General features: G+C 53.9%; 22 protein-coding genes. 9 read left to right on the plus strand and 13 right to left on the minus strand.

Annotated features, from left to right (window positions below; genetic code table 11):
- The first annotated feature begins 277 nt into the window (after positions 1 to 277).
- From nrdI to ABIE48_RS30720, 4 genes are all read left to right on the plus strand, one after another.
- On the plus strand, positions 278 to 637 hold the full coding sequence (nrdI, locus tag ABIE48_RS30705; protein WP_145027353.1) for a class Ib ribonucleoside-diphosphate reductase assembly flavoprotein NrdI: 360 nt from the start codon (positions 278 to 280) through the stop codon (positions 635 to 637).
- Positions 624 to 2,708 carry a class 1b ribonucleoside-diphosphate reductase subunit alpha gene (gene nrdE, locus ABIE48_RS30710; RefSeq protein WP_354520312.1) on the plus strand — a complete coding sequence of 695 codons (2,085 nt, stop codon included), beginning with the start codon at positions 624 to 626 and terminating at the stop codon, positions 2,706 to 2,708. The genes nrdI and nrdE overlap by 14 nt, the downstream gene beginning before the upstream one ends.
- Before the next feature lie 78 nt (positions 2,709 to 2,786).
- A complete protein-coding gene (gene nrdF, locus ABIE48_RS30715) occupies positions 2,787 to 3,743 on the plus strand; it encodes a class 1b ribonucleoside-diphosphate reductase subunit beta (RefSeq protein WP_089549396.1) in 957 nt (318 codons plus the stop codon).
- A 189-nt stretch (positions 3,744 to 3,932) separates the two neighbouring features.
- Positions 3,933 to 5,375, plus strand: a complete 1,443-nt coding sequence (locus ABIE48_RS30720; RefSeq protein WP_354520314.1) for an MFS transporter — start codon at positions 3,933 to 3,935, stop codon at positions 5,373 to 5,375.
- 161 nt (positions 5,376 to 5,536) lie between these two features.
- On the opposite strand, the gene ABIE48_RS30725 is transcribed toward ABIE48_RS30720, so the two are convergent.
- From ABIE48_RS30725 to ABIE48_RS30780, 12 genes are all read right to left on the minus strand, one after another.
- Positions 5,537 to 6,640 carry a PdaC/SigV domain-containing protein gene (locus ABIE48_RS30725; protein WP_192716160.1) on the minus strand — a complete coding sequence of 368 codons (1,104 nt, stop codon included), beginning with the start codon at positions 6,638 to 6,640 and terminating at the stop codon, positions 5,537 to 5,539.
- Between the two features lie 323 nt (positions 6,641 to 6,963).
- Positions 6,964 to 8,001, minus strand: a complete 1,038-nt coding sequence (locus tag ABIE48_RS30730; protein WP_373319031.1) for a polyamine ABC transporter substrate-binding protein — start codon at positions 7,999 to 8,001, stop codon at positions 6,964 to 6,966.
- A gap of 85 nt (positions 8,002 to 8,086) precedes the next feature.
- A complete protein-coding gene (locus ABIE48_RS30735; protein WP_076173166.1) occupies positions 8,087 to 8,893 on the minus strand; it encodes an ABC transporter permease in 807 nt (268 codons plus the stop codon).
- Positions 8,890 to 9,741 (minus strand): ABC transporter permease, encoded by an 852-nt coding sequence (locus ABIE48_RS30740; protein WP_105445130.1) that lies wholly within the window; start codon positions 9,739 to 9,741, stop codon positions 8,890 to 8,892. The genes ABIE48_RS30735 and ABIE48_RS30740 overlap by 4 nt, the downstream gene beginning before the upstream one ends.
- A complete protein-coding gene (locus ABIE48_RS30745) occupies positions 9,738 to 10,712 on the minus strand; it encodes an ABC transporter ATP-binding protein (protein WP_354520318.1) in 975 nt (324 codons plus the stop codon). Before ABIE48_RS30745 ends, ABIE48_RS30740 begins: the two co-directional genes overlap by 4 nt.
- Positions 10,713 to 10,996: 284 nt before the next feature.
- A complete protein-coding gene (locus ABIE48_RS30750; protein ID WP_192716161.1) occupies positions 10,997 to 11,752 on the minus strand; it encodes an SIMPL domain-containing protein in 756 nt (251 codons plus the stop codon).
- A gap of 186 nt (positions 11,753 to 11,938) precedes the next feature.
- Positions 11,939 to 13,477 carry a methyl-accepting chemotaxis protein gene (locus ABIE48_RS30755; RefSeq protein WP_186326099.1) on the minus strand — a complete coding sequence of 513 codons (1,539 nt, stop codon included), beginning with the start codon at positions 13,475 to 13,477 and terminating at the stop codon, positions 11,939 to 11,941.
- Positions 13,478 to 13,719: 242 nt separating this feature from the next.
- On the minus strand, positions 13,720 to 13,989 hold the full coding sequence (locus tag ABIE48_RS30760; RefSeq protein WP_076173171.1) for an HPr family phosphocarrier protein: 270 nt from the start codon (positions 13,987 to 13,989) through the stop codon (positions 13,720 to 13,722).
- A gap of 100 nt (positions 13,990 to 14,089) precedes the next feature.
- Positions 14,090 to 15,019 (minus strand): DNA-binding protein WhiA, encoded by a 930-nt coding sequence (gene whiA, locus ABIE48_RS30765; RefSeq protein WP_116233099.1) that lies wholly within the window; start codon positions 15,017 to 15,019, stop codon positions 14,090 to 14,092.
- A gap of 5 nt (positions 15,020 to 15,024) precedes the next feature.
- Complete coding sequence (locus tag ABIE48_RS30770) at positions 15,025 to 16,011, minus strand: gluconeogenesis factor YvcK family protein (RefSeq protein WP_076173173.1); 987 nt, start codon at positions 16,009 to 16,011, stop codon at positions 15,025 to 15,027.
- A gap of 14 nt (positions 16,012 to 16,025) precedes the next feature.
- On the minus strand, positions 16,026 to 16,925 hold the full coding sequence (gene rapZ / locus ABIE48_RS30775; protein ID WP_076173174.1) for an RNase adapter RapZ: 900 nt from the start codon (positions 16,923 to 16,925) through the stop codon (positions 16,026 to 16,028).
- A gap of 96 nt (positions 16,926 to 17,021) precedes the next feature.
- Complete coding sequence (locus ABIE48_RS30780) at positions 17,022 to 17,972, minus strand: ROK family glucokinase (RefSeq protein ID WP_145027364.1); 951 nt, start codon at positions 17,970 to 17,972, stop codon at positions 17,022 to 17,024.
- A gap of 398 nt (positions 17,973 to 18,370) precedes the next feature.
- On the opposite strand from ABIE48_RS30780, the gene ABIE48_RS30785 reads away from it, so the two are divergent.
- Genes ABIE48_RS30785 through ABIE48_RS30800 form a run of 4 tightly spaced genes read left to right on the plus strand, consistent with a single transcriptional unit; the run spans position 18,371 to position 21,796 of the window.
- Positions 18,371 to 19,324 carry an ABC transporter ATP-binding protein gene (locus tag ABIE48_RS30785; protein ID WP_192716162.1) on the plus strand — a complete coding sequence of 318 codons (954 nt, stop codon included), beginning with the start codon at positions 18,371 to 18,373 and terminating at the stop codon, positions 19,322 to 19,324.
- Entirely contained in the window at positions 19,324 to 20,061 is a 738-nt protein-coding gene (locus ABIE48_RS30790; protein WP_192716163.1) for an ABC transporter permease, read from the plus strand. Before ABIE48_RS30785 ends, ABIE48_RS30790 begins: the two co-directional genes overlap by 1 nt.
- Positions 20,061 to 21,197, plus strand: a complete 1,137-nt coding sequence (locus ABIE48_RS30795; protein WP_186326100.1) for a sensor histidine kinase — start codon at positions 20,061 to 20,063, stop codon at positions 21,195 to 21,197. Before ABIE48_RS30790 ends, ABIE48_RS30795 begins: the two co-directional genes overlap by 1 nt.
- Positions 21,194 to 21,796 carry a response regulator transcription factor gene (locus tag ABIE48_RS30800; RefSeq protein ID WP_076173179.1) on the plus strand — a complete coding sequence of 201 codons (603 nt, stop codon included), beginning with the start codon at positions 21,194 to 21,196 and terminating at the stop codon, positions 21,794 to 21,796. The genes ABIE48_RS30795 and ABIE48_RS30800 overlap by 4 nt, the downstream gene beginning before the upstream one ends.
- 139 nt (positions 21,797 to 21,935) lie before the next feature.
- Here the strand turns inward: ABIE48_RS30800 and ABIE48_RS30805 are convergent, their stop codons facing one another.
- On the minus strand, positions 21,936 to 22,490 hold the full coding sequence (locus ABIE48_RS30805; RefSeq protein WP_192716164.1) for a helix-turn-helix domain-containing protein: 555 nt from the start codon (positions 22,488 to 22,490) through the stop codon (positions 21,936 to 21,938).
- Between the two features lie 119 nt (positions 22,491 to 22,609).
- Here ABIE48_RS30805 and ABIE48_RS30810 point away from each other — a divergent pair, with 119 nt between their 5' ends.
- Positions 22,610 to 23,194: a LysE family transporter gene (locus ABIE48_RS30810; RefSeq protein WP_192716165.1), complete on the plus strand. Its 585-nt coding sequence runs from the start codon at positions 22,610 to 22,612 to the stop codon at positions 23,192 to 23,194.
- The last annotated feature ends 10 nt before the right edge of the window (positions 23,195 to 23,204 follow it).

Here is a 23,204-nt window from a genome sequence, read left to right on the forward strand (position 1 = left end):
CACATCAATATATTGATGTATTATTCTTAATACATGCCAAATATCATCTACATATTGATTTCCATCGGCATAGTATATATAACATATTTTCCCTCTATCCCAGTCTATTCGGTGTAGTTCTAGGATTAAGGGATTTCATTTTCAGCGAAGCTGAACCATTCTGTGATCACAAGAATAACGACCACGATATGTGGTGTGGTTATCTACAATGACGTCAATAGACGTTTTTTTTGCGCCCGTGACCACGGCAGAGAACATTATTCAGGAGTGAAGGATCATGCTGATCGTCTATGATTCCAAGACCGGCAATGTCAGACGCTTTATCAACAAGCTGAACATGAGAGCCATTCCGATCGAAGAGCAGGAGCAGGTGAATGAGCCTTACGTGCTCGTAACGTATACAACGGGTTTTGGGCAGGTGCCCGAGAAAGTGTCCAACTTCCTGTCGAAGAACAACCGCATGCTTCGCGGCGTGTCGGCAAGCGGCAACCGGAACTGGGGGCCTCGTTTTGCCAAGAGCGCGGATACGATATCAGAGATGTACCATGTGCCGGTCATCACCAAGTTCGAACTATCGGGAACGATGCGGGATACGGAGATTTTCAAAGAGAGGGTGCGGAGCATTGAAGCATATTGAACTCAACAACGAAATTATGCAGCGCGGATCGGACGGTTACTTTCTATTGGAAAAAGACCGGGAGGCGGTTGCCGCCTTTATGGGGGAAGTGGAGCGCGATACGATGAAGTTCGGCTCCCTGCGCGAGAAGCTGGATTACCTGATCAGCAACGACTACTATGAGAACGTGTTTGAGCATTACACCTACGACGAAGTCGAGTCCGTGTTCAACCTGACGGCGAGCAGCGACTTCCAATTCCAGTCCTACATGGCGATCTCGAAGTTCTACAAGGACTATGCGATGAGAACCAACGACAAGAAGCAGTACCTGGAGCAGTACCCGGACCGCGTCGCCATCGTGGCGCTGTACTTGGGCGAAGGAAATATCGGTAAAGCGCTCCGCATCGCCGAAGCGATGATTGAGCAGCGGCTGCAGCCTGCGACCCCGACCTTCCTCAATGCCGGCAAAAGCCGCCGCGGCGAGCTGGTCTCCTGCTTCCTGCTGGAAATGGACGATTCGCTCAATTCGATCAACTACGTGCTCGGCACCTGCATGCAGCTGTCCAAAATCGGCGGCGGCGTCGCCGTCAATTTGTCCAAGCTGCGTGGGCGCGGCGAACCGATCAAAGGCGTGGCCGGAGCGGCCAAAGGCATCATGCCGGTGCTGAAGCTGATGGAGGACGCGTTCTCCTATGCCGACCAAATGGGCCAGCGCAAAGGCTCGGGTGCTGGATACTATAACATTTTCGGCTGGGATGTTATCGAGTTCCTTGATTCGAAGAAAATCAACGCCGACGAGAAGCTGCGCATCAAGACGCTGTCGATCGGTCTGATTGTCCCGAACAAATTTTACGAGCTCGCCGCCCAGAACAAGCCGCTTGTGGTCTTTGGCCCCTACTCGGTGTACAAAGCCTACGGCAAGCATCTGGACGACCTGGACATGGACGAAATGTACGACGAGCTTCTCGCCAATGACCAGGTGACGAAGAAAACCGTCATGAGCGCCCGCGACATGCTGACGAAAATCGCCTCGATCCAGCTCGAGTCCGGTTATCCGTACATCGTGAACAAATCGAACGCTAACAAAGTACATGCGTTGAAGGATGTCGGCCAGATCAAAATGTCCAACCTGTGCACGGAAATTTTCCAGCTGCAGGAGACATCGGAAATTAACGACTACGGTGTCGATGATGTGATTCGCCGGGACATCAGCTGCAACCTGGCCTCGCTGAACATCGTGAACGTGATGGAGCAGGGCAAAATCAAGGAATCCGTCCGTGTCGGCATCGAGGCCCTTACCGTCGTCAGCGATCACTCCCGCGTGGAGAACGCGCCGGGCGTGAGCCTCGCCAACAAGGAGCTGCACTCCGTCGGCCTTGGAGCCATGAACCTGAACGGTTACCTGGCCAAAAACAAAATCGCATACGAGAGCGCGGAAGCGCGCGAGTTTGCGAGCACCTTTTTCATGATGATGAACTACTACTCGCTGGAGCAAAGCATGGAAATCGCGCGCGATCGCGGCGAAACGTTCCGGGACTTCGACAAGTCCGAGTACGCGAAGGGTACCTATTTTGACCGCTACCTCGAAAAGGACTTCCGGCCGCAATCGGAACGCGTGAAGCAGCTGTTTGAAGGCATCGAGATCCCGTCCCCTGAGGACTGGGCACAGCTCAAGGCGCTTGTGCAGAAGCACGGACTGTACCATGCCTACCGTCTGGCGATCGCGCCGACGCAGAGCATCTCGTACATCCAGAACGCGACGTCCAGCGTCATGCCAATCGTCGAGCATATCGAAACGCGTACCTACGCGAACTCGACGACATATTACCCGATGCCGTTCCTCAGCGCGGAAACGCAGTGGTATTATAAATCGGCCTACAATATCGACCAGTTCCGCCTGATCGACATGATCGCGGAAATCCAGCAGCATGTGGACCAAGGCATTTCCACCGTGCTGCACGTCAACAGCACCGTATCGACCCGGGAGTTGTCCCGTTTCTATATTTACGCCGCCCAGAAGGGGCTCAAATCGCTGTACTACACCCGGACGAAAAAATTGTCCATCGAAGAGTGCACCAGCTGCGCCGTCTAAATTCGAATATTACGCAAGGCGACGGCGGGGGCTTGAACAGCCCCTGTCGCCTTCTTCTATAAAAGGAGCAATGGCCTGATGAAAGCAGTAAACTGGAACCGGCCTGACGACGATTTTACGCTCATGTTCTGGCAGCAGAACATCATGCAGTTTTGGACCGACGACGAAATCCCTTTGTCCGACGATAAAATGGACTGGATCAAAATGACCGACGAGGAGCGCACCGCCTACAAGCATGTTCTTGGCGGACTGACGCTGCTGGATACGCTGCAGGGCGGCGTCGGCATGCCGAAAATTTTGGAGCATGTGGAAGGCCTGCAGCGCAAAGCCGTGCTCGGCTTCATGTCGATGATGGAGCAAATCCACGCCAAATCGTACAGCAGCATTTTCACCACGCTCGCTTCGACGGAAGAGATCGACGCCATTTTCCGCTGGGTGGAGGACAACGAGCAGCTGCAGTTCAAAGCGAAGAGCATCGAATCCTGGTACGCAAACATTCAAACCAAGCGCGATCTGTACAAGGCGATGGCCGCTTCCGTCTTCCTGGAAAGCTATCTGTTCTACAGCGGCTTCTTCTATCCGCTTTACCTGGCCGGCCAGGGCAAAATGACCAGCAGCGGCGAAATCATCGACCTGATCATCCGTGACGAGAGCATTCACGGCCTGTACGTCGGCACGCTGGCCCAGGAGCTGTTCCAGGAGTTCTCTTTCGAAGAGCAGGAGGAACTGCGCCGGGAGCTGTACGAGCTGCTTGAGACGCTGTATCAGAACGAGGTGAAATATACGGATGACTTGTACAGCCCGATCGGACTGCAGGAGGAAGTGAAAACCTATGTCCGCTATAACGCCAACAAAGCGCTGATGAATCTCGGCTTCGAGCCGCATTTCCCGGAAGAGCCGATCAACCCGATCGTCTTCAACGGGATCAGCACCCACACCAAGCAGCATGATTTCTTCTCAAAAAAAGGCAACGGCTACGTCCGCGCGATCAACATCGAGCCGCTGTCCGACGACGACTTCGTGTTTGACGTATAAGTTCCGTCAAGTAAACAGAAGGAGCTCCGCTCCATAACAAAATCCCCTTTGAGCAGGCAAGTGCAGGAAAGCGCACTGCCGTTTGCTCAGAGGGGATTTTTTCTTTGTTGACATTTCAAATTATTTTGAAATATAATGTTCCCGATCCAATCATTTCAAAATAATTTGAATTATAGGGGTGAACTACGAATGTCTACTGATCAACAAACTCGGCTAAGCGGCTCTACAACCGAGATCGCTGCTGTCAAGCAGCGGGGCATGGGATGGAGTTTGGCACTGCTTGCTCTAGCACAGCTGATTTACGGGCTCGACATCAATATCGTTTTCGTCGCTTTGCCTGAGATCGGACATGGCCTTGGCTTCTCGGAACAGTCCCTGCAATGGGTGGTCAGTGCTTACACGGTTTTCTGCGGGGGCTTCCTGCTTCTTGGAGGGCGTGCTGCCGATATGCTGGGACAAAAGCGAATGTTTATTTTTGCGTTGGTCCTTTACGCCCTTTCTTCGCTATTGGGAGGCTTGGCTTGGGACCCGCTCGTCATCATTATAGCCCGTGCCATCCAAGGTATCGGAGCGGCGTTCCTGTTTCCCGCTACGTTATCGCTGATCAACCGATTGTTTGAGGAAGGCCCGCGCCGAAACCGCGCTCTTGCCGTATGGGGCGGGGCAGGAGCCAGCGGCCTGACGATTGGCTCGATTCTAGGTGGGGTATTGACCAATGCGTTCGGCTGGGAAGCGGTCTTTTTGGTGAATGTTCCATTAGCAGGAATCGTTGCACTAGCCGCGCTGTTCGTTATTCCCCGCGACGAACGGCGGAATCAAAAGCGCTATTTCGATGTGCCCGGCGCCGCCACGGTAACCGCAGGCGCTACTCTCTTGGTATATGTTCTTGTCCAGGGGCCCGAATTGGGCTGGGCCTCCACGGAAATGATCATATGTGCTGCCCTTTCCCTGATCCTCTTGTCGATCTTCGCCCTGATCGAAATACGCAGTACCGCTCCTTTAATGTCGATCCATCTTTTCCGTAACCGCAGCTTGGCTGCCAGCATGGTCATTACATTCATCTACATGGGGACGTTTGGTGCCTTACCTTACTTCCTGACAACCTTATTTCAAAATGTGCACAGATACAGTGCTCTGCAAACCGGGCTTGCCTTCATTATCCCTTCCTTGGCGATTGCCGCAGGCACCCAGCTCGGCGAGCGGCTGGCGTCCCGTTTGGAGGCGCGAAGCACGCTGCTTATCGGCATGATCATCGGAATTGTCGGGACCATACTGATTCCATTAGGTGCGTACACAGACAGCAGCTATCTGATGATCGTTCCGGGCCTTGTAATTTCCGGGATCGGCCAGGGCATCACTTGGACCGCCATGTGGATCACGGCTTCAAACGGTGTAGCCCCGGAGGACCAAGGCGTCGCGTCCGGGATGGCCTCGACCACCTTAAACATCGGCAATGCCATCGGGCTTGCCATCTTGATCGCCATCGCCAACTCGGGTACGCATCAAATGACGGGTGAAGCTTTTCGCCAAGCATTAGCTGAGGGTAATCGGACAGCCATTTATCTTGCGGCGCTCGGCATTCTCCTCGGCGCGCTTGTCGCCTTGTTTTTGCCCCGCAAACGAAAAATATGACCGGCTGTCGCCACGCAGCAAAAACAGCCAAACCCCCGTTATAGGTTTAACGGGGGTTTAGCCGCATAAAGTATCCCTTGAGGACCGTTGACCGACGCTCGTTGGGATAAATGTTCTATATCATCAGACTCGCTTACATCATCTCAGCTGCATCGGCTCCATTATTTCGCTGCTTCGAACGGATCCGTTCCCTTCGGCAGCAGGTCGCTGAAGTTGAACGTATAGGTCGGGAAGCCGGCGGCATACGGCCCGATTTCATACTGCTGGAAGAAGATCGTCAATCCGCTTTCCTTCACATAGAAGTCCGCGTCCTTTTTCAAACCGTTGAATCCGTCAGTGAAGCCGTCTTTGGTCGCTCTTTGCTTCAGCAGTTTGTCCAGCTTGGTCTTGGCGTCGGCCGAATTGTGGAGCAGGCTGTCCAGCGTCAGCTGTTTGCCGTCCTTCAGCGAGAACGTAAACCCTTCACGGGCCGTCATCCCGTGAGCTCCGCCTGTGTATTCATAAGAATCCGTCACGATGCTCAGGACGCCTTGGCGGTTATAAGTAACCAGGAACGTTCCGTCGAACTCATACGGGTGCTCCACTTTCGCGTCGCGCTTTTTCGCCTTGGCCTTGGCTTCTGTGGCGAACGCTTCCGCCTTGTCTTTAAATACTTTGTTGATCGCCTCCTGGGCGTCCGCGTTAGCCAGCCCGCTTAACTGAGGATAACGGATCAGAATCGTTGCATTGGCGTCGCTCGCCTTGATGAGTTCGGTGGAGATTGTCACCTGGTTCATCTGACGCTTGGACAGGCTCAACGTCTTGGAAGACGTGTTAAACACGCCCTGGAAGCCCATATAGTCGTTCAGCAGCTTGAAAGGAACGTACAGCTTGCCGTCGATCAATTTTCCATCATAGCTGTACGAATTGTCCCCGACATAGCTTCCGTTGATATAAGCGCTGACCCCGTAGTCGGAAACCTCCAGGTTCAGCTTCGTTACCCCGGATCCGACAGTGTACGTCTTGATACCCGGATTATAAGACAGCGGCAGACCGGCGGCATCGCGCAAAATGGACACCGGAATCATGGTGACCCCGTCAACCAGTTTCCCCTGCAGCGATAGCACCTTGCCGTTATATTTTAACGCCACTCCCGGCTGCGCAGCCGGCTTCACGACTGGCTTTGAGGCTGCTGCCGATACCTGCGAACCTCCGAACACGCCGGCATTTCCGATCAATACGCCTGCGGCCAGCACCGCGGCTCCCCATTTCATTCCCTTGTTCATCCCTATCAAATCTCCTCTCCAAACATTGCTGCTTGTGCTAGTCATATGATTTATTACCCAAATTCACCACTTCCCTATTATAAAAAAGACCTCAGCCGATTTGTTTACAACCGGGGTTACAGTATTGTCGTTTACGCCAGCCAAAAGTATAACTCTCTTAACCTTTACGTTAACTTTGTGTTCTTTCATCCGATCAGCCACAGGCCTTGCAATCATGAAGTCATAAAAATAATGCCCCGTTCCGGAAGCCAGCTTAAGCATGGATCCCGAAACAGGGCAATTGTTCTTAAACGATATAACGGTCGTTGTAAGGCCTCTGCTTACTACCGTCCGCTCTTCAGCTCCGTCCAGTAACGGTCATAGAGCTGCAGGGTATCCTTTACGTCGCCGAGCCATTCCGTCCGGCCCAGCTCTTCTTCGGAGAGGTTGATCATATGGTTGTTCCGGTATTCCTCGCTGTGGAACTCCATCGCTTTGGCGTTCGGATCGCTGTATCCGATCGACTCATAGTTCTTTGCGCTGACCTGCGGATCGAGCATGTAGTTGATAAACTTCTCCGCAAGCTCCTTATGCTCGGCCCCTTTCGGGATTGCATAGTTGTCCGAGAAGATCGTCCCGCCCTCTTTTGGCACGACATATTCCACATCCGGATTGTCCTTCGCGATAAAAGCCGCGTCGCCGGACCATACCGTTCCGATCCAGCCTTCCTCCTGAATCATCTTCTGCTTGATGGTATCCGTGTCGAAAGCAAGAACGCTCGGCAGCAGCTTCTTCAGGTCGTCCACGGCCGACTTGATCTCGCCTTCATCCTGGGAGCTGTTCGAGTGCCCCTGCTTCTTCAAGGCCATGCCAATCACTTCGCGGTTGTCGTCCAGCAGAAGGACCTTGCCCTTGTATTTAGGGTCCCACAGATCCTCCCAGCTGTCGATGGTGTCCTTCACGTATTTTTTGTTATACGCGATACCCGTTACGCCGGAAGTGTATACGATCGAGTATTTATTGCCCGGGTCAAAATCAGGGTTCTTCAGCGATTCCTGAATGTTCTCGAAGTTCGGAATGTTGTTCTTGTCCAGCGGTTCCAGCAAATTGTTCTCGATCATCGTCCGGACCATGTAGTCCGAAGGCTGGATCAGATCGTATCCGCCGCCGCCCGCCTTGATTTTGGCCAGCAAATCCTCGTTGTTCGCATAGTTGTCATACGTAACCTTGACGTTGAATTTACTCTCGAAGTCCTTGAGCACCTGCTCGTCAAAATTGTCAGCCCAGCTGTAAATATGAAGCGTCTCCTTGGAAGATGAGCATCCTCCCAGGGATGCAACCGACACGAGGGCGAGTGCCCCAGCCAGTACGAGACCGGCGATACCCTTTCTTTTCACAGTAACATATCTCCTCTCTTTCTCCTTATAGCATGTAGTCCAATCAATAGTTCACTATCTAGCAGCTGCGTTAAATCGGCAGCATTTTATGCTTCTTCTGGCCCTTGCCGCGGTTGAGGAAAAACTGCGCCAGCAAAATCAGCACGACGCTCACCACAATCAGCAGCGTACAGAGTGCGTTAATTTCCGGCGAGATTCCCCGCTTCACCTGGCCGTAGATGTAAATCGGCAGCGTAGTCGAGCTTGGCCCGGCTACGAAGAAGCTGACCATAAAGTCGTCCAGCGACATCGTAAACGCGATCAGCGCCCCCGAGATGACGCCCGGGAAAATTTGCGGCCACGTTACATGGCGGAACGTCTGCCAAGGGGTGGCGCCAAGGTCGGCGGCCGCCTCCTCCAGCTGCTTGCCCATTCCCGCAAGGCGGGCCGTCACGACGACATAGACGTACGACATGCTGAACGTGATATGGGCGATGATGACCGTCGCTTTACCCAGCGGAACATGCATCTGGTTGAACAGCACCAGCAGCGACAGCCCCATGATGATGTCGGGAATAATGACGGGCAGGTACATGAGTCCGTTCATGCTGCCCTTCCATCGCCGGCCAAGCCCCCGCAGGGACAAGGCGCCCACCGTCCCGAGCAGCGTCGCTACGATCGTGGATACGATCCCGACGGTCAAGCTGTTCATGAGCGCTTCAAGCACATGGTCATCGGTCATCAGAGAGGCGTACCAGTCGAACGTAAATCCTTCCCAGTCCCCGCTGAGCCTCGTGTTATTAAATGAATAAATAATAATCAGCAGGATCGGCACATAAATAAAGATCATCATCAGCACGGAGTGAATCCCCAGCAGGGGATGACTTTTTCTCTTCATGCTCTCCCCTCCTTCGCACGGTCCGCCCGGGACTGCATCGCCCGGTTAAACAGCAGGATCAGAATGAGGGACGTGATGACGAAAATCACGGACAGCGCCGAGCCGAACGGCCAGTTGCGCGCCCCCAGATACTGCTGCTGGATAATGTTGCTGATCATCGTCGACTTGGCACCGCCGAGAATATCCGTGACAACGAACATCCCCGTCGTGGAGACATAGACCAGCACGCAGCCGGTCATGATCCCGGACTTGCTCTGCGGCAGTGTGATGTGCCGGAACGCTTTCCAGCGGGTAGCCCCCAGGTCGCTGGCCGCATCCAGCAGCCGCTTGTCCATCTGTTCCAGCGCGACGTAAATCGGCAGCACCATGAACGGAATGAAGTTGTAAACCATGCCAAGCAGCACCGCGCCTTTGGTATACAGCATTTGCAGCGGCTCCTGAATCCATCCAAAATGGATCAGCAGCGTATTCACTACGCCCTGCGTGCGCAGCAGCAGCACCCAGGCGTACGTCCGAATCAGGAAGTTGATCCAGAACGGAATCGTGATCAGCACCAGTCCCCAGGTCTGCACCCTGGGAGAGGCATTGGCGATAAAATAAGCGAGCGGGTAGCTGACCAACAAGCATACGACGGTCGTCACCACCGACAGCACTAACGTATCCCAATAGATGCCGAGATACAAAGAGTCGAAAAAGGTTTTATACCCGTTCAGCGAGAAATGAAAGACAACATTGCCCAGTGTGTCGCGGCTCATCAAGGACATGACCACGACGATCACCATCGGGACGAGCAGAAACAGCGCCAGCCACAGCAGAACCGGCGTAATCAGCAACTTAGATCGTCTCATGCCCCGATGACCACCTCATCCCGCGGATTCCAGTCCACCCCGATCCGCTGCCCAACCTTCCAAACGATCTCATCTTCGAAGTCCAGAGCGATCGTCACCATCATCGGTTCGCCATCGAGCTGCACGATAAGCTTATGGACGTTGCCAAGATACAGCACATCTTGAATGACTCCGGTCTTGCGGACCCCTTCGATTTCCCGTTTCGGACGCAGCTTCTCCGGCCGTACGGCAAACAGCTCCGAACCTGAACTGAAAATGTTGTTCTCCCCGACGAAGGTCGCGGCGAAAAGCGTCTTCGGCGCGGCATAGATGTCCTTCGGCGTGCCGATCTGCTCGACTTTGCCGCTGTTCATAATCACGATCCGGTCGGACAGCATCATTGCTTCCTCTTGGTCGTGCGTGACATAGACAAAGGTAATGCCCAGCGAGCGCTGCAGATGCTTCAGCTCAGACTGCAGGCTCTTGCGCAGCTGCAGGTCGAGCGCGCCCAGCGGCTCGTCGAGGAGGAGCACTTTGGGCTTGTTCGCGATCGCTCTCGCGATGGCCACCCGCTGCTGCTGTCCGCCGGACAGCTGATGCGGATAACGCGAAGTAAGCGCGGTTAGCTGAGTCATCTGGACGGCTTCAGCAACCCGTGCTTTTTGCTCTGCCTGAGGCAGCTTTTTCATTTTCAAACCGAAGGCGATATTGTCTCCGACGGTCATATGCGGGAACAGCGCGTAGTGCTGGAACACCAGGTTCAAATCCCGCTGGTTAGGCGGAAGCTTCGTGACGTTCTGCCCTTCCAGGATAATCTCGCCGTGAGTCGGCTGTTCGAATCCGGCAATCATGCGTAGTATGGTCGTCTTACCGCAGCCGCTAGGCCCGAGCAGAGTCAGGAATTCCCCTTCTTCAATGTTCAGTGACAGCGGATGCACGACAACTTGTCCTTCAAATTGCTTTTCAATCTGGACAAGTTCAATCATATGCATCAACCCCTTATCCATTACTAAGAAAAAAGCCATATCCATGGGTATGGCTTTTTCGGTAAATTATTTTTCTCCGTTACGATCAACGGAAGTTGTTTATAACTGTTGCTGCATGTACAAATTTTCGCATATTCACTATAACGTTTTTTGACCCGTGGTACAATACCTTTCTACGTTTTCCCGCTGGAAAAGGGGGGATCGGGACCCACATCTGCGCAAAAAGCCGCCGCTTCAAGAGACGTCTGTCCCCGAAGCGGCGGCTTGGCTCGGACCAAATCAGCCCGTTCTTATTTCATTTCGTACTGCACGCTCAGCTGCGTCGATACTTTTACTTCGCCAGGCTCAACCGAAGTAGCGTTGTCGGCGGTGCCGGCCGTATCCATTTTGGCCATGGAAGATTCGGCATAAATGATCGGGTTCTGCGCATCGCCCTGGCTCACGACCAGAACCACTCCCAGCTGACGCTTGGCGGCCTTGGCAATCGCGCCTGCCTTCAGGTCAGCGTTAGCCATCGCCTTCTCAATCACTTGTGCCTCATACTGGTCACGGTTCTCGACGGAAAACTGGACGCTCTCGATGTTGTTGGCGCCCGCACCGGAAGCGGCGTCAAGCAGCTGTCCAACCTTGGACAGGTCGCGGTACGATACCTGCAGCGTATGGTGGGCCGTATAGCCCGTCACTTTTTGTCCGTCCTTCTCGTTGTAGGTGTAGTTCGGCTGCACATAGAACGTGGTGCTCTTGATATCTTTGTCTTCGATTTTCCACGTCGTCTTCAGCAGCGCGGTGATCTTTTGGATTTTGTCTGCCGTTGCCTTTTGCGCGCTTTGTGCCGTTGCCGCCTGCGAGTCCACACCGATCGACAAGTATGCGATATCCGGCTTGACCGAAATCTCACCCTTGCCTACAACATTGATAACATTGCGCTGTACATCCTGGTCCGCATAGACGGTGGTCGAGCCACCCAGTCCGGTGACGCCCGTGCCTCCAGCCAAGAGCGCCCCTGCGATCAGCACGGAACCTACCGGTTTCAGCCATGTTTTCATTACCTTCAGCCTCCCTTTATATACTTCCAGTGTATCCATATAGCCGAAAGCGCAAGCACGGTCGCAGCCTGTAGGTCAAACCGCCTGCGCGGCCGCCCTCACCTTCCAACTGTATTTGTCTACTAGACGTAGGGGACTGTTAAATGTTGCACATGTTAGAAAAATAATCTTCTGCCTATGAAACGGTCAGCTGACGATCGATTTCAAGTGGCTCTGCGCTTCCTTAATGCCGGCCAGGCTCTGCTCATTGTTGCCGAGGAGGGACTGCAATGTAGCCGACAATTCCTGCAGCGTCGCCGACGTTTGCTCGTTCACCGACGCGAGATGCGAAGTGGACTCGTCAATGGAACCCGAGAACGTCTCCACTTCTTGAAGCAATCCGCGGTATCCGTCGGAAATTTGCAGCAGTCCGGCCACCGATTCTTTAATGGATTCAAAGGCTTCGTACGTCTCATGCGTCATCTCGCTGCTCTTCTGCATCCGCTCCGCAACCTGATCCATCCGCATCAGGGTGTCGCTCATCAGCTCGGAGAAGCTGTGAAGCTGGAGCGAAATTTTCTCCGCCGAGTCCGAGGCATTCTCCGCCAGTTTGCGGATTTCCCTGGCGACCACGGCAAAGCCTTGGCCATGCTCGCCTGCCCGTGCCGCCTCAATGCTGGCGTTCAGCGACAGCAGGTTGGTCTGGTTCGCAATCTCCTGAATGGTCTGGCTGAACTGCGTCGTTTCATGAACCTTTCCTGTCAAGCTCTGGATATCCTGCGACATGGCGCCGATTTCTTCCTTAAATTCGATAATCGCTTCGTTCAGCTGCTCCACTTTGTCCTTGCCGGATTCCGACAGCCGGTTCGCCGTACCTGTCTGGCTCAGCAGCGTTTCCGTCGAGCCCGACATCTGCTTGATCATCTCGTTCATCTGCTTAATGGACTCATTAATGGCATAGGTGGAATCCACCTGGGATGATGCCCCGCCCGATATCTCCTGAAAGGCGACGTTCATCTGCTGGAACGAGGCGGTGTTATCCTCGACCGCCTGCGTCAGGTCGTCGATGCTGCCTGTCACCGCAGCAACGCTGCCCAGCACGTGCTCCTTTTGTTCCTTCTGCTCGGCCAGCAGCCGCTCGGTCTGATCGCTTGCCACTTTCATATTGTTCATCAAGGACCGGGTCACCCGCAGCAGCAGGAACACCATGACACATACAAGCGCATACATAATGATGACCGTTAAAGGTCCGTCCTTCGAACTGGTTCCGAGCTGAACCTCATCAGCCTTTTGCAGGCACAGGTAGAGCATCAACCCCAAGCCGTACAGCATTGTGATCGAGGTTAATACGATACGCAAGGTGATCAGCGCCAACACGAGCAAATAGTATATGGAAAACAAGCTGCTCGGGCTGGTGGAATCCAACGCCTGAATGAGGATCGTCAGCGCCACCCCCGTAATGGCAATAACCGCCGCCTGATGAATCAGCTTACGCCGGACTTGGCTGTACACCATCACCAGCAGAACCACCAAATCAATCAAGAAGCTTAAGTTGTTGAGACTCGTCAGATTATCGAGGCTTCCCAGCTTGACCGTGGACACGGCCATCAGCGTCGAGATCAGAATCGCGATCAGCAGAATCCGGTTTCTGCCCATCGCGTCCCGCTCCGCGATCGTCAGCCTCCGTCGTTTCCCCGATCCTTCAGCATCATCTGTGTTGGTTGTGGTACTGTTCCATTTCCCCATACGTTGACCCCTCTTTATCAAAATAAATGCATCCGGGCTTCCCCGCTGCCGCCGCTTGCATGAACGGCTATAGCTATGATATCGGATGGCGGATTTATTTTTATAAGAGCCAAATCGTCCCAGATCCCGCCAGACAGCAAAAAACAGCCCGCCCTCCCCAAGGAGAAACGGACTGCTTTGTGCAGAAAATGGCCTCAGCGCCGCATCATTCGCAGCCGCAGGGCCCATTCTATAATTGTTTATTATTGGTTTTCAAGCTCTTCTTTGCCCACCAAGTTGACTAAAGCGGTTACAGCCTGTTCTGCGTCCGCACCTTCAGCACTGATGTTTACTTCCGTACCCGAGCTAATGGCAAGGCTCATAATTCCCATGATACTCTTGGCATTCACCTTTTTATCATCTTTTTCCACGAAAATTTCAGACGAGTACTTATTCGCTTCTTGGACGAACAATGCTGCCGGTCTGGCATGGAGACCCGTTTTCAAACGGACAACTACCGGGTGCTTTGTCATGGAAACTTACCCCCTATTAGATCAATCTGTATAGCTCACACACAACACATTTTATAACATTATACCATTATACCATGAAGGAAACTAGAAGAAAAAAGGCTCAGCCGCCACGAATCTTCTCGGCCATTTCGTCGATCTTGCGCAGCCGGTGGTTCACACCGGATTTGCTGACGGTGCCCTTCAGCAGTTCACCGACTTCCTTCAGGTTCATATCGGGATGGGCCAATCTCACTTCGGCCACTTCCCGAAGTTTGTCCGGCAGATTATCAAGGCCCACTTCCTTCTGGAGCAGCTTGATGTTATCGATTTGCCGGACGGCGGCCCCGATTGTCTTGTTCAAATTCGCGGTTTCACAGTTCACGATCCGGTTGACCGAATTCCGCATATCCCGCATGATCCGCACGTCCTCGAACTTGAACAAGGCCTGATGGGCCCCAATCAGGCTTAAAAATTCAATGATTTTCTCGCCTTCCTTAATATACAGTATGAACCCCTTCTTGCGCTCTATACAACGGGCGTTCAGATGAAATTCATTGGCGAGGTCTACAAGGGCCTGGCAGTGCTCCTCGTACATCGAGGCAATTTCAAGATGGTATGACGACCCTTCCGGATTGTTCACGGAGCCTCCTGCCATAAAGGCACCGCGCAAATACGCCCCTTTGCAGCATGGTTTGCGGACCAAATCCGGATGGATATGCGAGGTGAACAGGAAGCCTTCGGAGACAATCTTCAGCTCCTTCAGTATTTCCTGAACCTGTGCAGGAATACGTACGATGTACACATTATTTTTCTTCAAACGCATTTTTTTACGCACAAGAAGCTCGGTATGCGCCTGGAAATGCTTTTTGATCAATGTGTAAATGCGTCTTGCGATGGCCGCATTCTCTGTCGATATATCCAGAATCACCTTTTTATTGGAAAGCTGGACGGCCCCGTTCATCCGGATCAGTGCCGACAATTCAGCCTTTTCGCAGCAGGGCTCTGCTTCGATCATGGTCAGTTCTTTTTTAGTCAGCGCCGCAAACGACACGGGACTCACCTCTTTCGTTTAATCCAATTTTGAACCAGCTGGTAGATATGTCGGCTCAGCTTGTCGGCGTCATGGCGCAGATAGGTCCGGAACAGGACCAGCGTATCGGCGATGACCTTATAGCCAAGACTGGTGACCTCGTCGTAATCGAGCTCCACCGGCTTCGCGCCCTTCTCGGCATATTTGTCCTGCACCTGGGGCGGAATTTCACCGCTGTTCACGATGACATAATCGAACAGATGCTTGCCGACGTGGTCATATACCGCCTGAAGATGGTCGCTTACGGTGTAGCCGTCCGTCTCCCCGGGCTGCGTCATGACGTTGCATACAAAAATCTTGATAGCGTCCGACGACATGACCGCTTCAGCTAACTTCGGAACGAGCAGATTCGGCAGAATGCTCGTATATAGACTTCCCGGGCCGATCAGGATGGCATCCGCCTCCCGGATGGCCTCGGTCGCTTCCGGAAGCGGCTCGACATGGGCAGGCTCCAGAAACACCCGCTTGATCCGACCGCCGGCTTCCGGAATTTTCGACTCACCGGTCACAATGGTGCCGTCCTCCATCTCCGCGTTCAGGATTACAGCTTCGCCCGCCGCCGGAAGCACCCGCCCCCGCACGGCAAAAACGCGGCTGAGCTCGCGCACAGCCGTTACAAAATCGCCGCTGATGTCGGTCATGGCCGCCAAAATCAGGTTCCCCAGGCTGTGTCCGGCCAGGCCCGAGCCGCTGGAGAACCGGTATCTCAGCATTTCCGACAGCAGCGGCTCCACGTCGGCCAGTGCCGTCAGGACGTTCCGGATGTCCCCGGGAGGGGGCATCTGCAGCTCGCTGCGAAGGATGCCCGAACTCCCTCCATCATCTGCTACGGTGACGACAGCCGTGATGTCTAGCGGCATTTCCTTCAGTCCCCGGAGCATGACCGACAGTCCGGTGCCCCCGCCCATCACGACGATCCGCGGACGGTCACTTCTTTGTTCTGCCACTGTCATCACTTCCACTCTCTTTAATGCCGATCACGTTCGGAATCCCGATGGCTGACGGAGACCGTCTCGGTCTCGCTGGCTCCCAGCATTTTGCCCAGGTACTCGGCGATCGCCACCGAGCGGTGCTTCCCGCCGGTACAGCCGATGCCGATGATCACCTGGCTCTTGCCTTCCTTACGGTATTGGGGAATCAAGAAATGCAGCATATCCAGCAGCTTCGTCAGAAAAGCCTGGGTTTCAGGCCACTTCATGACATAGTCATACACATCGCTGTCCTGACCGGTGTGTGGACGCAGGCTATCCACATAGTGGGGATTCGGAAGAAAGCGGACGTCAAAGATCAGATCGGCGTCGATCGGAATACCGTACTTAAATCCGAATGAGGTTACGTTGACCGAAAGGGTATTGCTTTCCAAGTGGGAAAATCTCGAGATAATTTTGTCCTTCAATTGTCCCGGCTTCATATTGCTCGTGTCGAGCACCACTGTGGCCGAGCTCTTGAGCTCCTCCAGCATTTTGCGCTCCAGCCGAATGCCGTCCAGCGGCATGCCCTCCGGCGCAAGCGGATGCCGCCGGCGGGTCTCCTTGTAACGCTGCACGAGGACCGAATCGGTCGCCTCCAGGAACAGAATTTCGCAATGAATCGTGAAATGGTCCTTAATATAATTCAATGATTCGGATAAGGCCGTAAAGAACTCCCGGCCGCGCAGGTCAATGACCAGCGCCACCTTGGCGATTTTCCCCTTCGATTGTTCAATCAGTTCCGCAAATTTGGGAATGAGCACCGGCGGTAAATTATCCACACAGAAAAATCCCAAATCCTCCAAGCTTCGTACGGCCAAGGATTTACCCGCCCCCGACATGCCTGTAATAATAATCAGGGTGGCCATGGCCGACGCAGTATTATTCTCCTCCAGCATCAGCTTTCCCCTCCCTTATGGAATATGGGCCCGTTAATACTTGGTATACCCAGGTCACCCCTCATTTTAACCCATGGGCGACCTCGCAGGATCTCCTTACGAACGGAGCAGCAAACCGGCCGCACCGACGATACCCGCATCGTTGCCGAGCTCGGCAGGAAGGATCGATACCCCGCGCTGCAGCGGTTCCGGCGTCAGCTTCGCATAAACTTCCTGAACTTCGTTAAACAGGATGTCTCCAGCCTTGGATACGCCGCCGCCGATAATGAATACTTCCGGATTCAGAATCGCCGCAACCGCAGCCATGGACTTGCCCAGGTAGAAGGCGGCGCGGTTCACGATCCGCAGCGCCACTTCGTCGCCGGCTTTGGCTGCATCAAAGACTTCCTTCGCCGCGATGTTCTCAACCATCGACAGGGAAGTGCGGTCCCCGCGCTCAACGGCGTCTTTGGCCATACGGATAATGCCCGTTGCGGAAGAGACGGTCTCGAGGCAGCCCATTTTGCCGCATCCGCATTGAATGGCTTCCAGATCCGGCACGACGGAGATATGTCCCAGCTCACCGGCAAGTCCGGAGAAGCCTTGATAGATTCGGCCGTTAATGATGATACCGCCGCCAACGCCAGTTCCGAGCGTATAGCACACGCAGTTGTCGATGCCGCGTCCGGCGCCGCTCCAAGCCTCGCCCAGGGCCGCCACGTTCGCGTCATTATCTATTTTGATCGGCTTGCCAATCTTCTGCTCCAGAATGGAACGAATCGGTACATCCCGGAAACCTACGTTCGGCGCGAGGATGATGATCCCTTCACGGACGTTTGTAAATCCGGCAACCCCAGCCCCAACGCCCGCCAGCTGATCCCAGCTGTAAGGGGACTGCTCCACGATATGGCGCACATATTTCTCAATATTGTTGATAACCGTATCGACGCCTTTATCTGTTTCCGTGGGACCTTCATACGTTTGAATCAGCTGTCCCGCTTGATTGCAGATGCCCACTTTAATGGTCGTTCCGCCCAAGTCGACACCGACGTAGATTTGCTCAGACATGTTACAAGCCACCTTTTTTCCTCAATAATAGTTTGCTCCTACTGTACCAACTATAATTGAAGCCCTCTCTCCGGTCAAGAGAAGCGGGCCTTACCCGAAAGTGGGTCCAGCGCTTCTGTCAGAAGGCTTGACGGACCTACCCCCTATATGAAAATCCTGTAAGAAAAACGTCTATCGACGTACCTTCGAAGAAGACAGACCTCGTCTAAAGGAAGTTTTTCTTGCGAGACAGGTAGCAGAAGCCCCGTAACTTATACTTCCTGATCTCTTCAAAAAACATGACAATTGTCACCTCCATTCCATGACAGAGTCCACTAACGAAGGGATGCCTCCGCGTCTATGATAACGGTAGATCAATCAAATGCGGATTCACCCGATCAATAGGAGGAAATGACACAATGGAACATATTGCCGAACTGCAGCATGTCACGAAACGTTTTGGAAGCAAAGCCGCGGTCGATGACGTTTCATTCACGATTGATAAAGGATCCATCGTGGCCGTCCTAGGGCCCAACGGCGCCGGGAAAACGACGACGATCTCGATGATGCTGGGGCTTCTCGAGCCGACGAGCGGCTCTGTCCGGCTGTTCGGGCAAAACCCGAAGCAGCCGCAGGTCAAGCAGCGCATCGGGGCGATGCTCCAGGATGTCAGCGTGATCGACGGCCTGAAGGTGCGCGAGGTGCTGGCCTTGATCCGCAGCTATTACCCCCGGCCGATGAGGCTGGAGGAGCTGGCTGCCCTGGCCGGGTTCACCGAGGAAGACCTGGGCAAACGGGCGGAGAAGCTGTCCGGCGGCCAGAAACGGAGGCTCGGGTTCGCGCTGGCGCTGGCAGGGAATCCCGATCTGCTGTTCTTCGACGAGCCGACCGTCGGCCTGGATACACCGGCGCGCCGCTCCTTTTGGGAACAGGTCCGAGCGCTCTCGGACCGGGGCAAGACCATCCTCTTCTCCACGCACTACCTGCAGGAGGCCGAGGACGCCGCGGACCGCGTGATCCTGTTCAATCGCGGCAAAATTGCCGCCGACGGCACGCCACAGGCGATCACGGCCCAGCTGACGAGCCGCTCCGTGACCTTTACGACCGATACAAGGTCGCTCGAGGGCCACGCTCTGATGAGTGCCGATACCGAACGGCACATCCGCGAGCGCCTGATCCCGGTTCCCGGCGTCCACGGCTGCACCTGCCAGGAAGGACGCTGGACTGTCACGGCGGACAATACCGATGCGGTGCTGGCCGCGATTTTCCGATACCATCTTCCGGTCCACGATATCCGGACCCAGCAGGGCCGGCTCGACGACGCTTTTGAAATCATGATTCATAATGACGACACACAGGGAGCTGTTTCCTAATGCAGATGTTATTCATGCAGTGCCGGGCCGAAATGCTGCGGATTATCCGCAATCCGTACTACGTCTTTTGGTCCTTGCTGATGCCGATCGTGTTCTATTTCATTTTTACCCGTCTCGTCAATTCCGGTATTGAAGGGGCCTCCGAATGGCAGGCGCGTTACCTGATGTCGATGACTTCTTTCAGCGTGATGGGTTCAGCGATCATGACGCTGGGCATCCGCATGGTCCAGGAGCGCACGCACGGTTGGTCGGTCTTTATGCGGATTACCCCGCTGCCCTTCAGCATTTATTTCTTTGGAAAAATGTTTGGCCAGATGGTTATGCACATGTTCTCCATTATTGTTATTTTTGCTGCAGGCTTTCTTATGAACGGCGTCCATTTGTCGGCTGGCCAGTGGGTTGGCAGCGGACTGTGGATATGGCTCGCCTCCATCCCTTTTCTGGCCCTCGGTACCCTGGTCGGGACGATGAAAAGGGTCGATACTGCCAGCGGTGTCAGCAACATGGTGTATATGATTTTGGCGATCGTGGGCGGCATGTGGTTTCCGATCGACAGCTTCCCGGCCATCCTGCAGAGCATCGGCAAGTGGCTGCCTTCCTATAACTTTGGAAGCGGGGCCTGGGATATTGCCGCGGGTCATTCCCCCAGCTGGCAGCCGGTATTGATTTTGCTGGGATATCTCATCTTGTTTATGGTATTATCCACCTATATACGAAAGAAACAGGAAGCGGTGTAATGCCATTGGCACGTCGAAAAACAGAGATTTTCCCAAGAGCGCTCGGGTTTTCCCCCTATGTATGGCTCGTGTATATGGTCATTCCGTTGTTTAATATGGCCTATGAGCGCGGCATCAAAATGGTGCTCGGCTATGCCATGATCGCGATCTTTATCGTGTCGTATCGTCAGCTCTTTTTCTCCGAAAGGTTAACGGCCTTCTGGCTTGCCGTTCAGATGATTATCATTGTGACGCTGTCTTTGCTATACCTCCCTTTTTATTCGTTTATGGGCTTTTTTACCGCCAACTTTATCGGCAATTATCAGGATGACCGGAAATTCAGGATCGCCTTGGCTGCCTTTGCGGCATCCATCTTGCTTCCGATCCTTGGAAACGTTCGTCATCTGACTGTATCGGACTACTTAACGCTCGTTCCCTTTATTATGATTATGTTGATGACCCCCTTCGGCATGCGTTCCATGAATTATCGAAAGCAGCTGGAGCTGCAGCTGAACGAGGCCAAGGAGCAAATCGAAATTTTGGTCAAAAAGGAGGAGCGGCTGCGCATAGCCCGTGACCTTCATGATACGCTGGGACATACGCTATCCTTGCTCACGTTAAAAAGCCAGCTGGTCCAGCGGCTGACGGAGAAGGATCCGGAGAAGGCGCGGCTGGAAGCGCGTGAGATGGAAGAGACCTCCCGGGCGGCTTTAAGACAGGTACGTGAGCTGGTTTCCGATATGAGGACCTTAACGGTGGCGGAAGAGATCGAAGAAGTGCGCTCGATTTTGCACAGCGCTGACATCACCTTGGAATCCGAGGGGGATACGCGCCTGAACGGGATTCCCGATCTGACGCAAAACATCCTCAGCATGTGCCTGAAGGAAGCAGCGACCAACATCATCAAGCACAGCCGGGCCACGGCATGCGGTATTACCATTCGGCAGGGAATTTCCGACGTCCGGATGATCATTCGGGACAACGGCGTCGGTCTGGAGGAAAGCGGGCTGTCTACGAGTCAGGGCAATGGGCTGAAAGGCATGTCCGAGCGGCTGGCGCTGATCGACGGAACGCTGGAGCTGTCCACTTCCGGCGGGACCAAGCTCATCATTACCGTACCGATTATTATTAAAGGGAAGGAGAGTGTTACGGCATGATCCGTATTCTGATCGCTGAAGACCAGCGTCTGCTGCGAGGCGCTCTCGCTTCGCTGCTCGATATGGAGGAGGATATGGAAGTGGTGGGCCAAGCTGGCGACGGCCAGGAGGCCTTGGACCAGATCTTGTCATTACAGCCGGACGTCTGTCTGCTGGACATTGAAATGCCCGTCATTACCGGGCTTGAGGTCGCCGAAAGGCTCAAGGCGCAGATGGCGGCTTGTAAAATCATCATATTAACGACGTTTGCCCGGCCGGGGTATTTTGAACGGGCCGTCAAAGCAGGCGCCTGCGGATATTTGCTGAAGGATGAGCCGAGCGAGAAGCTGGCCGAAGCCATCCGGCGGGTCATGGCCGGCCACCGCGAGGTCTCACCCGAGCTCGTCTTTGGCTCGTTCCGCCAGGAAAACCCGCTCACCGCGCGGGAGCGCGACATTTTACGGCTGATTGCGGAAGGCAGGACAGCGAACGAAATTGCGGCGACCCTGCACCTGTCGCACGGCACCGTTCGGAACTACATTTCCGAAACGCTGAACAAATTGTCGGCCAAGAACCGAATCGAAGCGATCGGTATCGCCGAACAGAAGGGTTGGCTCTAAGAGGGACTGAAAAGCCTCATTATTGACAATATGAACGGGGACCGGCTCATGCAGCCGGTCTTTTTTGCCGTCGGTGTACGCTTGAGTTCTCCTCTTTTCATTACCGAGTGATTTGCACCCGCGTCGCCTTCTTCCAGCTTCAAGCCGGATAATAGATGACCATGCTTAATCTCGTCAGCGAGCCGCCGGAATTATGGTACGTATGCGGCCGGTCGGCCTTGAACCGGATCGAGTCGCCGTTCCCAATGGTATGCTCGCTGTTGTTCACGCGGATGGTCAATTCCCCCTCGTACACCGTAATGTACTCCTCCGTTCCCTCACCATGCGATTCCGAAGCGAGAAATCCTCCTTTATCGATCTCGACCGCATACATCTCGAAACGCCGCTCTTCATCAAACGGGAAATAAGGATAGACCCGGTATTTGCCGTTGTCTTCAGATAGCTGCTGGACCTCGCTTTTCTGAATTACTTTGGTGTCAGGCTGGGGCTGGTTAATCAGCGACGTGAACGAAATTTTGAGACCGTTGGCGATTTTCCAAATGGTTGTGATTGTCGGGCTCGATTCGCCTCTTTCGATTTGGCCGATCATCGTCTTGCTGACCCCGGTGAGCTCGGCTACTTTTTCCAGACTGAGCTTTTTATTGTCACGGATGCTCTTCAAATTCCGCGCGATGATCAGATTGATTTCTTCCATGGGCACACCTCTTCCAATCGATTATGTACAATATAACGATCACAATGTACAATATGAAGTATAAATGCGTTATAGCGTAATTTTCGGACATTATAACATACAAACGGAGGAGACCCAAGATGCCTGTATTTTCTTTTCTGGTCTATATTGTAGTGAGCACCTTTACCCCAGGCCCCAACAACTTTATGGCGATGCTGTTTGCTCACCGGTACGGTTTTCGACGAACGATCGGATTTTGTCTGGGCGTTGGCGCCGGCTTTTTTGTCGTTGCACTGCTGTGCAGTTACTGCAATCTGCTGCTCAAGAATCTCATTCCCGGCATCCGGTGGTGGATGACGATTCTTGGAGCGGCCTACATGCTGTATCTCGCCGTTAAAATCATGTTCCACCGCAAGAAGGCAGCGAGCAGCAGGGAGGACAAAAACAACCGCTTTCTGACGGCGGTGCTGCTGCAGTTTATCAATCCCAAAGGCATTTTGTACGCCATAACGTCCGTATCCACCTTTATTCTCCCGTACCATTCTTCCCATCTGGCCTTGATCGGCTTCTCTTTGTTTCTGGCACTCTTGAGCGTGATAAGCACCTTCTGTTGGAGCATGTTCGGCTCCATATTTCAGCGATGGCTGTCAGCATACCAGACCCCGTTTAACGTCGCGATGGGCCTGCTTCTCGCCTACAGCGCGGTTTCCATCCTGGTCGAATAAATGTGGAGCC

Origin of the sequence: Paenibacillus sp. OAE614, from assembly GCF_040546645.1 — a bacterium.
GTDB classification, from domain to species: Bacteria; Bacillota; Bacilli; order Paenibacillales; family Paenibacillaceae; genus Paenibacillus_AQ; species Paenibacillus_AQ favisporus.

Bases quoted from the DNA above. Each gene is read 5' to 3' on its own strand.
- nrdI (WP_145027353.1), top strand. From the start codon at position 278: ATGCTGATCGTCTATGATTCCAAGACCGGCAATGTCAGACGCTTTATC.
- ABIE48_RS30740 (WP_105445130.1), bottom strand. From the start codon at position 9,741: ATGAGACGATCTAAGTTGCTGATTACGCCGGTTCTGCTGTGGCTGGCG.
- ABIE48_RS30800 (WP_076173179.1), top strand. From the start codon at position 21,194: ATGATCCGTATTCTGATCGCTGAAGACCAGCGTCTGCTGCGAGGCGCT.
- ABIE48_RS30785 (WP_192716162.1), top strand. From the start codon at position 18,371: ATGGAACATATTGCCGAACTGCAGCATGTCACGAAACGTTTTGGAAGC.
- ABIE48_RS30760 (WP_076173171.1), bottom strand. From the start codon at position 13,989: ATGACAAAGCACCCGGTAGTTGTCCGTTTGAAAACGGGTCTCCATGCC.
- rapZ (WP_076173174.1), bottom strand. From the start codon at position 16,925: ATGCTGGAGGAGAATAATACTGCGTCGGCCATGGCCACCCTGATTATT.
- ABIE48_RS30735 (WP_076173166.1), bottom strand. From the start codon at position 8,893: ATGAAGAGAAAAAGTCATCCCCTGCTGGGGATTCACTCCGTGCTGATG.
- ABIE48_RS30750 (WP_192716161.1), bottom strand. From the start codon at position 11,752: ATGAAAACATGGCTGAAACCGGTAGGTTCCGTGCTGATCGCAGGGGCG.
- ABIE48_RS30805 (WP_192716164.1), bottom strand. From the start codon at position 22,490: ATGGAAGAAATCAATCTGATCATCGCGCGGAATTTGAAGAGCATCCGT.
- ABIE48_RS30725 (WP_192716160.1), bottom strand. From the start codon at position 6,640: ATGAACAAGGGAATGAAATGGGGAGCCGCGGTGCTGGCCGCAGGCGTA.
- ABIE48_RS30810 (WP_192716165.1), top strand. From the start codon at position 22,610: ATGCCTGTATTTTCTTTTCTGGTCTATATTGTAGTGAGCACCTTTACC.
- ABIE48_RS30755 (WP_186326099.1), bottom strand. From the start codon at position 13,477: ATGGGGAAATGGAACAGTACCACAACCAACACAGATGATGCTGAAGGA.
- ABIE48_RS30745 (WP_354520318.1), bottom strand. From the start codon at position 10,712: ATGCATATGATTGAACTTGTCCAGATTGAAAAGCAATTTGAAGGACAA.
- ABIE48_RS30795 (WP_186326100.1), top strand. From the start codon at position 20,061: ATGCCATTGGCACGTCGAAAAACAGAGATTTTCCCAAGAGCGCTCGGG.
- ABIE48_RS30780 (WP_145027364.1), bottom strand. From the start codon at position 17,972: ATGTCTGAGCAAATCTACGTCGGTGTCGACTTGGGCGGAACGACCATT.
- ABIE48_RS30720 (WP_354520314.1), top strand. From the start codon at position 3,933: ATGTCTACTGATCAACAAACTCGGCTAAGCGGCTCTACAACCGAGATC.
- nrdF (WP_089549396.1), top strand. From the start codon at position 2,787: ATGAAAGCAGTAAACTGGAACCGGCCTGACGACGATTTTACGCTCATG.
- ABIE48_RS30790 (WP_192716163.1), top strand. From the start codon at position 19,324: ATGCAGATGTTATTCATGCAGTGCCGGGCCGAAATGCTGCGGATTATC.
- ABIE48_RS30770 (WP_076173173.1), bottom strand. From the start codon at position 16,011: ATGACAGTGGCAGAACAAAGAAGTGACCGTCCGCGGATCGTCGTGATG.